General features: G+C 48.9%; 9 protein-coding genes. 6 read left to right on the forward strand and 3 right to left on the reverse strand.

The window, feature by feature from the left end; genetic code table 11:
* Nucleotides 1-103 precede the first annotated feature (103 nt).
* Both EAT1B_RS05365 and EAT1B_RS05370 read left to right on the forward strand, forming a co-directional pair.
* Nucleotides 104-469, forward strand: a complete 366-nt coding sequence (locus EAT1B_RS05365) for a hypothetical protein (RefSeq protein ID WP_158303579.1) — start codon at nt 104-106, stop codon at nt 467-469.
* A gap of 186 nt (nt 470-655) precedes the next feature.
* Complete coding sequence (locus tag EAT1B_RS05370) at nt 656-1,675, forward strand: SH3 domain-containing protein (RefSeq protein WP_012727123.1); 1,020 nt, start codon at nt 656-658, stop codon at nt 1,673-1,675.
* A gap of 287 nt (nt 1,676-1,962) precedes the next feature.
* Here the strand turns inward: EAT1B_RS05370 and EAT1B_RS05375 are convergent, their stop codons facing one another.
* Nucleotides 1,963-5,256, reverse strand: coding sequence for an Ig-like domain-containing protein (locus EAT1B_RS05375; RefSeq protein ID WP_012727124.1), 3,294 nt, complete (start codon nt 5,254-5,256; stop codon nt 1,963-1,965).
* A 351-nt stretch (nt 5,257-5,607) separates the two neighbouring features.
* Between EAT1B_RS05375 and EAT1B_RS05380 the strand changes: the two genes are divergently transcribed.
* Together EAT1B_RS05380 and EAT1B_RS05385 are read left to right on the forward strand one after the other, a co-directional pair.
* Nucleotides 5,608-6,051, forward strand: a complete 444-nt coding sequence (locus EAT1B_RS05380) for a sigma factor (protein ID WP_012727125.1) — start codon at nt 5,608-5,610, stop codon at nt 6,049-6,051.
* 13 nt (nt 6,052-6,064) lie between these two features.
* A complete protein-coding gene (locus EAT1B_RS05385; protein WP_012727126.1) occupies nt 6,065-6,928 on the forward strand; it encodes a tyrosine-type recombinase/integrase in 864 nt (287 codons plus the stop codon).
* Between the two features lie 47 nt (nt 6,929-6,975).
* Here EAT1B_RS05385 and EAT1B_RS15920 read toward each other — a convergent pair whose 3' ends face one another.
* On the reverse strand, nt 6,976-7,143 hold the full coding sequence (locus EAT1B_RS15920; RefSeq protein ID WP_012727127.1) for a hypothetical protein: 168 nt from the start codon (nt 7,141-7,143) through the stop codon (nt 6,976-6,978).
* A gap of 209 nt (nt 7,144-7,352) precedes the next feature.
* On the opposite strand from EAT1B_RS15920, the gene EAT1B_RS05390 reads away from it, so the two are divergent.
* A complete protein-coding gene (locus EAT1B_RS05390) occupies nt 7,353-9,437 on the forward strand; it encodes a heparinase II/III family protein (RefSeq protein WP_012727128.1) in 2,085 nt (694 codons plus the stop codon).
* A gap of 178 nt (nt 9,438-9,615) precedes the next feature.
* Nucleotides 9,616-10,869, forward strand: coding sequence for a DUF3883 domain-containing protein (locus EAT1B_RS05395; RefSeq protein ID WP_012727129.1), 1,254 nt, complete (start codon nt 9,616-9,618; stop codon nt 10,867-10,869).
* A 94-nt stretch (nt 10,870-10,963) separates the two neighbouring features.
* Here the strand turns inward: EAT1B_RS05395 and EAT1B_RS05400 are convergent, their stop codons facing one another.
* The gene (locus EAT1B_RS05400; RefSeq protein ID WP_012727130.1) at nt 10,964-16,270 is read right to left on the reverse strand and encodes a SpaA isopeptide-forming pilin-related protein; all 5,307 of its coding nucleotides are present in this window, start codon (nt 16,268-16,270) and stop codon (nt 10,964-10,966) included.
* Nucleotides 16,271-16,284: the final 14 nt, after the last annotated feature.

Below are 16,284 nucleotides of genomic sequence, written 5' to 3' on the forward strand. Positions count from 1 at the left end.
CATCGGAAGAAAAGTGCTGACCTATCGTCCGAGCGCTGGCCCGTGTCTCGAACCACAGCCTCTTCTGAACGCCACGCTGAAGTTGATTCCACGAGATGGATATGTGACAGAAATGACGATCCGATTCTTCGAGGACGGAACCGTCTCTCGCACGACAGCATTTAGACATGCCGAATCACGAGACCCCTGGACACTTCCGAAGACGAAACATGAACGATTCGATTCAGAAGAAGGCATGATCCTGTATCAACGTTTATTGTCGCTGAACACCCCTACGTGGAAAAAATACTACAGACATTACGATCAAATCATGGATGGAACGGAGTGGAACCTGACCATCGAAAATCAACAAGGGGGCCGCTGCGAATATGGAGGAGACATGATCTTCCCACCGGAGTGGAACGAGACTCGTACGCTTTTCGGACTGGAACCTTTACCCTCGAACTATGAATATATCTTGTCTGATTGAGAAAAATTCCGTTTTCATGTGTTTGTCTCTTGGGAGTCTCATATGGGTTCGGTTGTGCGACTTGCCTACACTTGCATCCTTCTTTACAACCATTAACATGAATATCCATCCTTTATCTTGTACAAACAGGGAAAACGATTTTCAGATGGTATAATATGACTCATGATATTGACAGGAGTGAATACGATGAAAATCTTGAAAGGAATCACAGCAGGTCTGCTCTCTATTGCTCTTTTAGGCGCCCCCGCCACACCGTTCATAGGGGAGGCACCTCAAGTAGAGGCAAGTACGCAAGTGAAGGGCATGCATGCTAACGTCGAAACGGAAGCATATACGACTCGCTCATCTAAATCAAAGCGTGTGATGACAATCCCGTTTGGTGCATCTCTCGAGCGAACGGCCGTGAATTCGAGTTGGAGCCAAGTACGGTATAAAGGAAAAACCGGATGGGTCGCTTCACGGGATCTGATGGAAGTCAAAAAGACGGACGTGATGGACACGAAAAAAACGGTGACCCTCTATGCGTCCCGCTCAACGAAAGCGAAAATCGTGACGAAAGTACCTGCAGCTAAACAAGTGACACGCTTAGCTGTTAACAAGAGCTGGTCACAGGTGACTTATGGTTCGAAGACCGGATGGGTCGCAAGCTCGCAATTGAAAGCACGGTACACGAAAGAGACTTTCGTGCCTCGTATCTATCAAGTGAAAGAGGACGCCCCACTACAAAGCACCTATGCGACAAACGGAGAAACACTTGTTTCGATTCCAAAAGAGTTCATTGTTTCCTCTGGAGAAAGATATAACAGTTGGTATAAAGTGACGTTCAGTGGAAAGACGGGCTGGGTGCATAGTAAGTATCTGACCTCGTATAAGATCAAAGATGCAGTTTATACAGCTCATAAATTATTTGGCACAAAGTATGATTATTCAGGTAGCGGAAAAGAAGTGATTATCTCTGGCGATAAAATAGATGCATATACTAGAGGTGAATCAGCATCTATAATCAGTTATCCTCTAGAAAAAGCAGACTACTCATTTTATGTTAAGACAGCAAAGTTGATCACTAGTTTGCATGGCGGAGATACTGATACATTAGCGAACTATATGTGGAACGCTCGACCAGGTCAAAAATATGCTGATGGAATGTATTATGGAAAATACTACGTTATCATGCACCCTCGTGGTGGAATATCTGTAATTTGGTAAATAACACACCACTTTAAAGTTCTCCCTAAAAAATCCGCCCTGCTTGCAATGGACGGATTTTTTATTCGGCTACTTATCAAAATCGTCATAATTCGAAACATCTCAAAACTTCCTATCTCCATTCTTCTTCAACATTTTAAGTACCTCACTTTTCAATTCCACAATCCAATTTTATTTCTATAAACATAACCCCTCCAAATAAAAACGAAACGGCTTGAACCCTTATTCAATGGAGTTCAAGCCGTTTCATTAATTTCTGAGGAACAGTTCCGATTGATTGTACTTCCTCAATAAACCGTCAACTTCCGTTCCACCGTGGCATAGCCTGCCCGATAGATGCGAACGGCCATCTTCGTTCCTTTTTTCTGTTTCGGAATGGCAATCTTGAACAATTGACTCGACCCGACCCGTGTCGTCTTTCCGACTTGGCGATTATTCGCATACACTTTGACGGTCGCACCTGCATCCGCTTTTCCACTTACGGACGTACTCGTCGTACGAATCGCCGAGACACTCGCTGTCCGGAAGGATTTGAGGATCACGGTCGTTGTCGCGGACGATGTGTTTCCAGCGGCATCACGAGCCGTCACCGAGATTTTTTGTCCAGCGAGCCAGTTCGACACGTTCAAACGATAGATACCTTTCGAATCCGCTTTGGTCGTATACGTCTTGCTGCGATACGTGATGCGAACGGTCGCTCCCGCCTCTGCCTTTCCAGTGATTTGCTTCAGTGGGACGACCGCTTGTTGAATCGTCGGTTTGACCGGTGGCGTCTTGTCGGCGACTTTGAAAGTCATCGACTTCGTCTGTCCGAATGCATCTTTCGATACGATGCGAAGCGATTCGTTCGCCACGAGCGGTCGAACGATGGCGACCGCAAAGCTTCCGTCGCCCTTCGCACGGTTCGAAGTAATGCGTTTCCCAGACTTGTCGTAAATATCGAACGAGATGTATGGGTCTAGTTGCCCCGTGATCGTCCGACGGTCTGAAGAAGCTTTCAAGTTTTTCGGCGTCGTCAACGTGGACGGACGTTCTAGCACTTTTTCAAAAGTAGATTTAATTGATCCGTCTAAATTCCTCAGAACCAATTTCACTTTCATCGGGTAACTCATCGCTTTTGGTAATGGAATTAACATTTCTCCATTTTTGAGTTGAATCTGTTCACCGTTGATTGATAATTCATAGTTCATATAGTTGTAATAGCGGTTTTCATTGGCAAGCCAAACTTTCGTTCCATCAATATTTGTACGAATGTCGACAATGGGGTGACCGAATGCGTTTACACTCGACGTCGATCTATTTCCAGCCTCATCCCATACAGATATTGTAGATAGGATTCGTGAATAAGGTGTCAGTGGTTCAGGCAATTTGAATGTGAATCGTCCCGCTTCATCTGCTTTTTGTGTCACAGTATTACCAGTTCTTCCGAAGTGAACAATCCTTCCCGGATCAGTCGTTCCTGAAATCTGACTCTCCCCATATAAGGTCCAATCCATATCAAGTTTAGGTGGCGTGATATCCTTCACCGCTAAACTCGTGACAGTCGTCAAACCAGAAGGATTCGTGAGTGAAATTTCAATTATTTTGACACCAGCCTCTTTAAACGTTTTGTTATCTGTCGAAGCAAATAGCTTTATCTCATTACTTGAAGAATCCTCTTGTTTCGGTTCAACAACCCCACTTACTTTTTTTCCGTCAATCGTATACCAAACTTGTGAGGATTCGATAAGATCGTCACTTGTGATCATCAATTGCTTCGCATCTTCCGAAATGACATCTATCGACTCATACCCGTCTACATAAATTCTCGGTACTGTAACATCTTTTGGACTGACATAGAAGTTCTCGTTCCCTAGACCATTTGGACGTTTAATATGCATACGATATGTCCATTTCGATAAAACATATGGCAATTCGAACGTAAAACGTCCTGATTTATCGGCTGTCACAGTCAACACTTCACGATACCTCAACGAATTATACAGTGTGACAGTCGCATTCGGCTCCGTTTGTCCAACGATTGTCTTCTTTCCTTCCTCAAAATCCGTGAAGGTCGGTCGTTGAATTTGAGTATAGATTCCTTCTACATATGGAGAAACACGGTTTCCGCTGACGACACGAATCCGGTATCGGTCCCCGTAATTGAAGGGAATAGTCGCAACCCCACCGTTTCGAAGTGCCACTTGTTTTAAATCAAAGTCTCCGTCTGGTTTTGTCACTAAGATTTCTGCAGACTCCGCAAAGGTTGATGCTTGAATCGTTAAATTGGTTTCGTTAAATGTGAGCACAGGTGCTTCCAGAGGACGTTCTTCTTGAATCGTCACTTTCTTTCCAAGCGGATAAATCGATCCGGTCGTTTTGAGAAATACCTCATATTCGCCTGACTCGAACAACGGCAAGTCAAGTCCGAACGTCCCATCTCCTGAGGCCTTCGTGATAAACTCACCATCACGTGAACGGAACACAAGCGTCACACCAGGTTCCGTCTTGCCTTCAACACGTCCGGACACCGTACTCGCCTGCTTTGTCACTTCGAACGGAAAGACTGTCGAATCAACTGGTTGAACAAAAGAGTACGTTGCATACGGTTGTCCGTTACGTTGAAATACCAATTCTTGTTTGGCAGTAGTGCCTAGTTTGAATTGTGACGAGAACTGCCCTCTTTCATTCGGACGAATGGTTTGATCCCCGTACAAAATCTCTGCGTCCGGATAGGTGTACCCTTCAAGAATGCTCCCATTTTCAAGCATCTTATAAGGCTGTTGCTCATTAATCGTGATAGGAACGAATTCTTTTGTTGTTTTGATCTCTTGTGGCAACTGAGCATGAACCAATTCAGCAATCAACGTGAATCCAGCGGAGCCGTAACGATACTCGGTCGGTACAGTCAAATAAAATTCACCAAATGCGTCGGAATGCTCTTCAAACGTATAGCTCCCGACGGTTACTTTGATTTTCTGGTACGGGAGGGTCTTACCTTGAATCATGGAACGTTCGGTCTCTGGAGATGCAATTTCCAGTGGGATATTGACGGATTCATCGAATCGATAAGACTGTGTGCTGCTTCGTGTCGATCCAGAACGAGTGTATGCTTTTACTTCCGTCCCTTGCTTCTTTGGAATATGGACAACATCTTTCGCAACATACGTTTCTCCTTCATATACTGCTACGATTTCATATCCTGGCCAGGTCTGTAACACCATCTTGCCATCTTTCACACCATAAAAGTTAGGTGGCGTCATCTCGTTCCCGAAATATCCGATATGTACTTGCTTGACTGTTTTAAAGAAATCTCCCTCTTTTTTATAGAAGTAGACATTTTGATGTGCAATCGGTTCAGATAGCTTGATGTTGAATTGTCCATGCTCATCTGTCGAAACGAGTTTATACGTCCCTTCCACATTCACATAAATCGGAACGTCGCTAACAATCGTCCCCGTGATTGTCGTAGCGTTTTGCGAAAATGGATTCACTGTGATGTCAACAGCCGCTTCCGCCACTTGCGGTGTCAGCGTTGCAAGGACAATAAAAGAAGTAAGAACAATACAGATTAATTGGTTTAATTTGGATTTAATATTCATTTATATGTTCCTTTTCTAAATAAAATGTAAAATAATTATTTTTTCCGAGATTAAATATATCACCACCCTCCTCATTTAGCCTACATATTTTTTGATAAGGTCGTCCGAAATCTATCGACAAGACTCGACAATCTGAAGATTGCTTCCCGTTCCGTCCTCCTATAATGGTTGTTATGCGGTTTTCGCACCTCGCCAACCGTGTCGTTTCGTCAAATCAAACCGGATGTAGCCTCGAAATGCTGTATCCAATTTGCGCCAAGCCTTATGGATCAAAAGCAGGGTTTCTCTATAACAACCATTATGCTGTATCCACCTAGGAAACTTGAGACGCGCGCGGGAAAGCAGCCCATCATGCCAGACGCAAACGAACAAATCAAAGAGTGGGAACCGATGATCTATTACGTCATCCGCCAACTCCATCTTCATCCGAACGAAGTCGACGATGCTGCCCAGACGGCACGAATCGCCCTATGGCGAGCCATCCAAGACGGCAAGACGCTAGGAAAGACATACTGTTTCATCCGCATCCGTGGAGCGATCTTAAACGAGCGTGCCAAACAGGCGAAGACGCTCCAGCACGAGGTGACGAGTGAGCGCCTCCCCGAACAAATCGACAAGAGTGAGATGCCGCTGTCCCTCTGGCTAGACGACAAGCGTTCCACTTTACCAAATCGTCATTTCACCTTACTCTGCCATATGCTTCACGGAACTGAAGCATCGCTCGGGTACTCCCCGAGTCGCCTCCGCGCCTACAAGGCCGAACTCCAGCGGATGCTCCGTGAGGACAACGAGTAAGAGGAGAATGAAGATGACTTTACACATGAAGGACGCTGTCGACCAGCACGTTCACTACTTACGCATGACCGGAAAATCGGACAACACGGTCAGTCAGGCGACCTATAAGTTCGCCCGCTTCCAAAAACTCATGGGACAGAACCGAACCCTCGACGACTTCAAGACGAGACAGGACGTCATGCCGTATATCACTGCCCTCCGCTCGGAAGGATGCCAACCGGTGACCATCAACAATTACTTGAGTGCACTCCGTGGTTTGTATGACTGGGCCATCACCGAGCAACTCGTCACGCACAATCCGTTTCATCATCTTCGCGTGAAAGTGACCGAACGTCCACCTTCGGACGTCCCTACGCCAAGCGACCTACACCGAGTCATCGATGCGATCGACGTCCCATTGTATCGAACCTTCTTGACGCTCCAGTTGCATACGGGGATGCGCATCAACGAGGTGAGACAGCTGACACTTGATGCCATCGATTTGAACGCGCGTCTCCTGTACATCCACGAATCGAAGACGGGGAAACCACGCAAGGTCCCACTGAACGATGTGACGCATGCGATGATGACGACGTATCTGGAGGAAGAGCGCCGATGCATCGATTCGCCATATGTCTTCCCGAGTGCCCGCGGCGACCTCATCTGCAAGACGACGATCAACCGTCACTTGAAACGCGCCGCCGAGGACGTGCTCGGCACATCCGTCACGTCGCATACGCTCCGGCACGCCTTCACGTCACATCTCTATGATATGGGCGTCAAGGAGACGACGTTGTCCGAGTTGCTCGGTCATAGCGAACCGAAGACGACCCGACGCTACATCCGCGTGCGCGAGGACCATCTGCGGGATGCGGTGGAACGACTGACGTTGGAGTGAATACATGAACATAAAAAAATCCGGTCCACGAGCGACCGGATTTTTGATCATCTTTTCATCACATATACCTTCAATAGATATCCGATGATTCCAATTAATGCGACAATCGCAAGATACACGATTGGCACGAGAAGTTGCGGCGCGGTCAAAGATACGACGTAAATAAACATCGCAGTAATAAAGAAAAGTAGCAGGAACAAGCTGACATGTTTCAATGTATTTCCCCCTTCACAATCAGTACGCTTTAGACTGTCCTCGCTGAGTCACTTTATCACTTCAATCCAATTGCCGTCTCGGTAGTCTTTTATTTTGACAGGTCAAATACATTCCCTATTTGAAATTTAAAATATAGAAAATTAAGGAAATAAACTCACCTCATGGTATACTTTGAAAAAGAAGTAAATCCAATTTTTGAGGTGTATCTATGAAACGAATCTTACTCGTCCTCGTCTTGATCGGTGCGTGGGGGTCTGTCACCCCGACCGACTCCGCTCAAGCTGCGACGAACCCTTTCCACATCCGCTCTGTCCCGAACGCCATCGTCTATGAGATGAAAAGCGGGAAGCTGACGAAAGTGGCGACCTATTCGACGACGAAACGCTATGCGGCGATCAGTACGTCCGGTTGGTATTACATCGCCCTGAGCGGTGGGAAGAAAGTCTACATAAAGAAGAGTCAGGCGAAGCTTTTACTCGCCGATCCCATCACCCGTTCGAACCTGACATCGAGCGGGACAGCACGACTGGCGCACGAATACATGCGACAAATGGCACCACATGTCCCTTATGAATACGAGCGTCTCAGTGAAGCGAAGGCGATCGACTACGCAAACCGGGCCCTTAAGGGGGATTGGTATGTCCCGTCCACACCGTATCGTCTATCCGTCCCAAACATCGACACGTTCGATTGGCATCGGGACATCCCGAGCTCTTCAAGCAACTCGTATCCGTTCCAGATCCACTATTTGACGGTGTTGAACCAATTGACACAAGCCTACAATGCGACAAACGACACCGCGTATTTGAAATACGGGATGCGCGTCGTGAAAAGTTGGACGAAAGCCCACCCCGTCGCCAACTACAAACAATACCGCTGGCCATATAATGACCACGGCACATCGGTCCGGACGTTCCACTTGTTGAACTTCTGGGACGTGTATAAGTCGTCGTCCCTTTACAAAGACACGGCATTCACAGGTCTGATGCTGCGGACGCTCCATGAGCACGGCACGTTGCTCGCGACATCGAGTTTTTATAAGTACGAACATAACCACGGGGTGTTCCAAGACATGGCGCTCACGGCGATCGCGCAGACGTTCCCACAGTTTGACCAAAGCGCGAATTGGAAAACCATTGCCGACAGCCGGCTCGATAAACAGATTCGCCACAGCATCACGTCGGATGCCGTCCATCTCGAGCATTCACCGGGCTATCAGGCATACATGTATCACGTGCTCGACCGTTTCGTCATCTGGGCGGACGAAAACCGCTTCACGCTCCCGTCCAGCATGAACCGTGTCGAGTATATGCCGAAACAGCTGACGTATATGGTGAAGCCGAACGGGACGCTCCCGATTTTCGGGGACACGTCCGGGGCTCGGCGCACGACGTCGATCATCCCGCATATCGACGACTTCCCACAGCTCGCCTATGCGGTCTCTGGAGGGAAGGAAGGATCGCGCCCACCGCTCACGGTGAAGAAGATCAGCACGCAGTATAGCTTCATGCGTGAATATTGGTCCGCCCCACCGCGTGCCTTCAATCAGGCGACGCAAGTGATGATGACGGCGGGCTATCACAGTAGTGCCCATAAGCACGCCGATGATTTGAGCATCGACTTGTACGGGCTAGGTCGGGATTTCATCATCGAGACGGGGCGCTACGGCTACACGAACCGTCCGGAACGTCAGCGCGTCTTCGGGGTCGATGCCCACAATACGATCCATCGGGACGGGGCGAATCTCGACTTGAGCACGTCGATGCGCGAGAAGAGTAAGATCGTCACCGTCAAAAACCTCGGCCCATCACTCCTCGCGATGGGTGAAAGCAAGCTCATCGGCAAAGGGGCGACCCATCGTCGGACGCTTGTCTATGACAAGGCGCAGACGCTCGTCGTCTACGATCGGATCAGCTCCCCGACACAGGAGAAGTTCGTGCAGCGATTCCACCTTGCGGAAGGTCTGAAACTGCTCCAGAGTTCGATGGCGACCCAGAACGTCGTCTATGGCGACTCGAACGGTCGGACGATCCAACTCATGCAGCTCAACTTGAAAAATTCATCGATGCGCAACAGCACGAGTTTCGTCGCCGTCGAGGATTACGAATGGAAGCCGCGTCCGCAAGTCATCTCGTATAACACCGGGAAAGACGTGCGCTATCTTACGCTCATCCGACTCGACCAGTCGAAGACGACGATCCGGTCGGCGAGTGTGAAAGTATCCGGTTCGAACTACATCGTGACGTACACGCTCTCGAATAAAGAGACGAGACAGATCAGTGTGCCAATCTAAATCAATGCAAAATTATTTCAATCTTCTAACGTTATCAGATGACCTCGAATCGATTCGAGGTCATCTTTTTTAAATCGTCACACCTTTTCGTTGCAACGATTTTAAATATATGTTAAGTTAAGACCATAAATCGTATCATGATAATCGTGACACGATTAGTATGAATGGAGGATGATTTATGGACAAGAAAATAGAACACCTTATTAACGTAATAAATTTAAGCGGGGAAAAAATTTGGTATCTACCTGTTAGGAACAAAGATTCTCATAAAAATTACAGGGATACCATTTTAAATAGAGTCAAATTTGATGGAAGTCCTTTAAATGTGAGTTACTGGGCATTTCGTTTAGGAAAACTAAATGAAAAGAATTTTACAGCAATGTCTATTGATGATTATGTCTGCTTTATAACACGTGATAATGAGGGATACGAAGTTGTCGATTCAATAGGTGTTCTCAGTGCCAAATATATTGACCCCAAAGTCGGAGAAAGAAATTGGAATGATTCAGAATTTAGCTTGATTGTAGAATTCGAAAACGTTTTTGTACTAGAGAATAAATTGCGTTTAACGTACAAACGAAAAAAACTCAACAATATCTTACCTTCTGTCCCAGATGAAATTTTCCATAATGGATATGAAATGTTCAGACACTGGAATTTAAACGAGCGCCTATCACGAACAAAACTAGGATCAAAATTGATTGAAGAAGAGACCTTGATTGAAGCTATTAAAAATAATTGCGGTGGACATTATTTAGGAAATAATCAAAATGTCGTATCCGTTATCAAAGAAGAAAGTAGTTCATTCGAGACTAAAACAAGTGATTTAGAGACTCTCGTTCAAGAGTTGTTTAAAAATTTGAGGAATATAGATTTTAAGATTCCTGCTGAAGTATCATTATTCGCAAGAGAGAAAAATGAAACCGATAGCAGTAAAGTAATTAGCAAGAAGATAAACCGTTCCAATACAAGTTCATCACCATTAAGTAAACAAAATCAAAAATTATTAGGATTAATGGGTGAGGAATATATTTATAAATTATTATGTGATCGTAAAGAGGAGTTATTCTCAAAACTAGGAGTTTCAAATTTAAATCAGGATATTTATATCGAATGGGACAATATTGAATATAAGGATAATGTGGATGATTTTTTAGATTCATCATTAGGTCACGACATTCGAATAATAACAAATGATAGAACAATCAGACTTGAAGTAAAAACCAGCTTTACTGATGCAGGCTTTTATTCAATTACAAGAAATGAATTAAAAGAAATGGCTATATATACACAAGATTATTTCGTCGTCAAAGTTAATCATTTATACAAACTGGCTAACGGAGAAGCGCCGACCGTAATATTAGAAAATTTCCCAATCGCAAATGTCATTGAAAATTTGAATCGAGTTAAGTCTATGGAGGTCTATCTCTGACTGAAACTGTTTCATAAAAATCTGTCGTTAAAAAAATAGTGTGATTTCGAAAAGCACAAAAAATTGGAGTCCAGTTGAAACTGGACTCCAATTTTTATGCCGCCTTCCGTCTTGTCGTCCACAGGAACCCAATCCCGATGGCGAGAAGTACGAAGCCGATCCACCAACTGTTCGATGATTCGCCACCTAAGAATGGGAGGCGCTCCGTCAAGGTCGGTTTCTTACTTCCCTCTGACCCAACAGTCGAGTCGGAGTCCGCGTCACCATTTCCGCTGTCTCCGCTCCCTCCTGGAATCTGAGGTTTTTCAAATTCGAAATACGTTGCCATGTTTTCCACGATGATCTGTTGCTCGTTCGCTCCACCAAGCTCGAATCGAATTGTCCGTGGTGTCTCGTCCAACTCATAGTCGAACGGCGCCTCGGTTTCCACGAGCGTATACGTGCCGAGTCTCAAATCGGTCACGCGTGCTTCACCCGACGCATCCGTCGTGAAGGTGATCACCTCACCCGTTGAATCGGTCAATGTGAACGTGGCCCCTTCGAGTGGTTCGCCCGTCTCCTCATCGACCTTCTTGACGAGGAGTGTCTTGATGCGGTCGTTTTCGACCGAGACCGTCTTCTCGACGTCACCCCGCTCGAACGCGAACGGATGCGGTGTCTCATCTAAGAAGTACCCCTTCGGAGCCTTCGTCTCGACGAACTGATAGTCACCTGGGACGAGCCCCTCGACGACAATCTCTCCGTCTTCATTCGTGACGAGGTCCTCTTTCACGAGTTCGCCAACACCGTTCAACAGCTTGAACGTCGCACCTGAAAGCACATCACCGGACTCACTGTCTGTCTTGACGAGACGGACCGCTTTGTACGGGTCGTTTGTCACATCGACCGCGAGGACTTCATTCGTCCCGCGTGTGAGCGTGAACTCGTGTTTTGTCGTATCTAGGATGTACCCTACCGGCGCCTTCGTCTCGATGAAGGCGTAGTCGCCCGGTTCGAGGTCGCGAACGAAGATTTCTCCAGACGCATCTGTGACGAGTCCTTCACGGACGATGTCACCCGACGCATCGATCAAGTCAAACGTCGCGCCCGAGAGCACATTGCCAGTCGTGACGTCCGTCTTCGTGAGTCGGACTGACTTTTTCTGTTCGTTCGTGACGGTGAGTGTCGTTGGTGCCGCTTGACGCGCCGCCACACTGAACGCGTGTTCTTTTGAATCAAGCAAGTACCCGTCCGGCGCTTTCGTTTCAACGAACGCATAGCTTCCTGGTGTGAGACCACTGACATAAATCTCACCCGCCGCATCCGTCACGAGTCCCTCGCGGATCGTCGTTCCGAACGTGTTGACGAGCTTGAACGTCGCACCTGCTAGACGGTCGCCTGTTTCCGAGTCGACTTTCGTCATTCGTACCGCTTTGTACGAGTCATTCGTGGCACGGACTTCTGTCACGTCGTTCGTCCCGCGTACGAGCGTGAACGGACGTGCCGTCATATCGAGCATGTAACCCGACGGTGCGTTCGTTTCTTGGAAGTAATAGTCACCCGGGTTCAACCGGTCGACCCGGATCTCCCCGTTCGCATCCGTCTTCAATCCTGCCTGAACGAGCGTTCCACCTTTTTGATAAAGCGAGAACGTCGCATCGGCGAGACGTGAACCGGTGATCACGTCCGTCTTGATGAGACGGACCGACTTTTGTTGTTCGTTCGTGATGGTGATCTGTTCATCGACGTCTTGTCCGTACTCGACCGCGAACGCATGTGGCGTCTTGTCTAAGATGTAGCCGGTCGGTGCGGTCTTCTCGACGAACGTGTACGTGCCGATGTCCAATCGGTCGACGACGACCGTGCCGTCCGCTCCCGTCGTCACATTGTCACGGACGACTTCGTTCTTGCTGTTGTATAACGTGAAGACGGCGCCTTGAAGGGCGACGTTTGTGTCTTTGTCGACTTTCGTCAACTTCACGCGCTTCATCGTCTCATTTTTGACGTTGTCTTTTTGAACAGCGTCACTCTCGAGCGTCACCGTGAACGTGTACGCTTTCTCGGGCAACACGTACCCGTCCGGCGCTTTCGTCTCGACGAGTTGGTACGTACCGAGGTCGAGGTCCTCGATCAATAGGACACCGAATGCATCGGCCGAGAGTCCCGTGCGGAGCGTGTTCCCGTTCATATATTTCAAGTCAAAGACGGCACCTGGGAGTGCCAAGCCCGTCTTCCAATCGACTTTCGTCAATTCGATCGACTTGAACGGCTGGTTCTGTACACCGACTGTTGTTGTCGTCAGTTGGTCTTTCACGATGGAGAAGCCATGTTTCTTCGCATCGAGGAGATGACCCGTCGGCGCTTTCGTCTCGACGAAGGCATACATGCCCGGCTCGAGGTCGGTCACGGTGATCTTGCCGTCCTTGTCCGTCACGAGCCCTTGGCGAACGATATTGTCCGAAGCGTCATATAACGTGAATTCTGCTCCTTCGAGTACTTTGCCGGAAGTCGACGTTTTCGTCAATTCGACGTCTTGACGGATCGTGTTGTTTTTGACCGTTGTCGCTTCCTTCACTTTCGCGATGGTGATGTTCCGAGACGCCGTCGAAATCAAGTAGCCGTCCGGCGCTTTCGTCTCGACTAGACGATAGTCCCCGTAAAGGAGGCGACCGAATGTCAAGGTCCCATCGATTCCTGTCGTGCCGCGACGGACGGTACGGCCACTACCCGTATCGATCAAGTCGAACGAGGCCCCACTCAAGTTCTTCTCACTCAACTCATCCGTTTTCGTGATCGTCAATTCACCGAGTTCTCCACTCGCCGTCCCCATTCCGGACGTGCGGGCGACTCGGACTTTCGATTGTTTCGTCGTCGTGTTCTCGGAGACCTCGTCCGCCGTCAGATAGACGTCGTTCGTGATGTCCGTCCCGACCGCGGCCAGGATATACGAGTCATATTCTAAGATGTATGGGCGATCGATCGGGTTGTTGAACGTAAGTTCGAACTCCCCCATCTCTTGGATCGCCCGGACCGTGTACGCATCCGTCGACAGCTTCCCTGCCTTCGCGACCGTACCGTTCGCGGCGACCGTCGTCTCATAGACGCTCAACGAATCAAGCAGGATGTCCTGATTGTTCGATGGGACGTCACGGAGTTTGACGTTTTGCAACGACGACTGTCCGAAGTTGATGTCAATCGTCCAGGCGATGAGCTTCCCTTGCTGGATGCCTCGCTTCTCGTTGTATTCGCCACCATGACGGACCGTCACCGTCGCCGGCAAGTTGCCAAGCTCGGTCGCCCCGTCTGTGACGACGGCCGTGTTTTTATACGATGGTGCGATTTTCGTATCGTCGATGTTCGTGTCGTACGTGATGACGTACGCGTCATCCGTCGGCTCGTTGAACGTCAAGACGAAGCCCGTGTCGCTCCACACGACGTTATACGCGGACGATGGAATCGGTGTCGCGTCGACCGAGTAGGCGTTCGCCCCACTTCCTCGTGTCATCTTCGCGACAGTGAAGGAATCCTTGTCCGGTACTTGTGTCCCTTCCCACGTGTCGGTGACGGTCAGGTTCGTCGTCGCATACTCGTAGTAGTTGATCCCGATTTTCCAAGTGATGTCCTTCGTGACGGCGTTATACGTGCCACCTTTGAATCCGTTGTTGCGCGTGTTCGATGCCGGCTCGACGGAATCCGTCGTCGTCACCGTGCGTCCGTTCGATGATTCGTCGACCCAGTCGACGGTCGCCGCGTTGACGAAGCTCGTATTGTTCGCGTCCAGACGCTCGCGGTAATCGAACGCCGTTTTATACGTGATCTTATGTGTGTCGGTCAATTGTACGCTAAAGCGAATGGTGAAGCCGTTCGCATCAGGCGTGACCGTGTAGTCCGTTCCTTTCGTCAACCCGTCGATTGACAGCGAGTCCTCGATGAACGTCAAGCCCTCGTTCGGGAACGTGTCCGTGATTTTGACATTGTTCATCACCCGTTTGTCCCGGTTCAACTCGAGCGTCCATTCAATCGTTTCCGCCGCATAGTCGGGCGTCTTGTGCGTCTTTCGCAAGACGGCTTGTCCGATTGACCGGGTCGCCGACTTCTTCCAGCCGTTCACTTCGATCGTGTTCGTCACGCTGCCCGAGGAGACGACGCGATTTTTCGCACGGGTCGTATACTCGAGCTGATACGCCGTCCCGTTCTTCGGAAGGTCGAACGTGAACCCTTCGAGCCCCGTGTCTGTGATTTTCACTGGTGTCACAGGAACCTCGACTCGATTCGCGATGTTTCCGTTGGCATCGAGTGTCACTTCATATAACGTGAGCCCATCTAGTTCATGCGTGTCGGTGAACAAGTCCTTCACCGTTAGCGAACTCAAATTCCGTTGCCGGAAGTTGATGTCCGACACCCATTCAATCGTCTGGGTGACATCATCATACTTCGGCGTCCGTTTCTCGAGCTCCGTCCCACGTCCGGCAGCGACCGTCGCCGAGGCCGTTGCTGTCTTGAAAGACGTCCCTTCGAGGTTCGTGACGTTGTTGAAAGTCGCCACCTCTTCATCGACGATATCCGTGATGAACGTGAGACGATACGCGTTTTGGATCGTCCCGAAGTCGATGGCGAGACCATCCGTCGTGTCGACCGTGAACCCTGTCACCGGTTCTTCACGGAGGACATTCCCGTTCATCGCCATGACGAGCCGGGTCACTTCCATGCTGTCGGCGCGATACGCCAGACCTGCAGGGATCACGTCCGTCCAGCGGGCATTCTCAATCTGTTTCAGCCCTTTGTTCAACTCGACCGTCCACTCGATGGAGCTTGGGTTGTACGGTCGGTCGGCGACACCGGCTTTCGTGATGTCTTTCCCTGGATTTTTCAATCCGACCGATAACGTGTGCGAGAGTTTGTTCTCGATCGGGGTGATCGTGACCGTCCGCTCTTCTGAGATCTCGGTCGTTTCTTTCACTTGTGTCAGGGCTTGGATTGTCCCTTGGATGTTCGAATACTTGTAGACGTTTTCGTTGAACATCATCGTCGCTGTCCCATCAAGGGCGAGCGAGTACGTCCCCATCGACTGACCGTTGAAGTTCAGCGGTGCGTTCGTGAACGCCTCGTACACCTTCAACTCACTCGGCATTTGGAACGTGAACGTCGACCCGTCCGTGTAGCTGTGCCCGTTCGGAATCGACCAATTGTAGTTGATCTCGACGATCGAATCGGTCGTGACCGTACTCACCTCGACGTTTTCCGTCGTGGTCGTCCGAATCGTGTACGCGTCCAAAATGTTGTCGGTGATCGTCATGACCGGATTGTCCGGTGGCTGCGGGTCCGTGATGACCGGGTCCCCTTCCGCATACGCCATTCGCGAGACGGCGAACGGCTGCACGACGAGCAACATGGTCAAGACCATGGATAACCATCGTTTCATGTGCGTTTCCTCCT

The sequence above is a fragment of the Exiguobacterium sp. AT1b genome, from assembly GCF_000023045.1.
Taxonomy (GTDB): domain Bacteria; phylum Bacillota; class Bacilli; order Exiguobacteriales; family Exiguobacteriaceae; genus Exiguobacterium.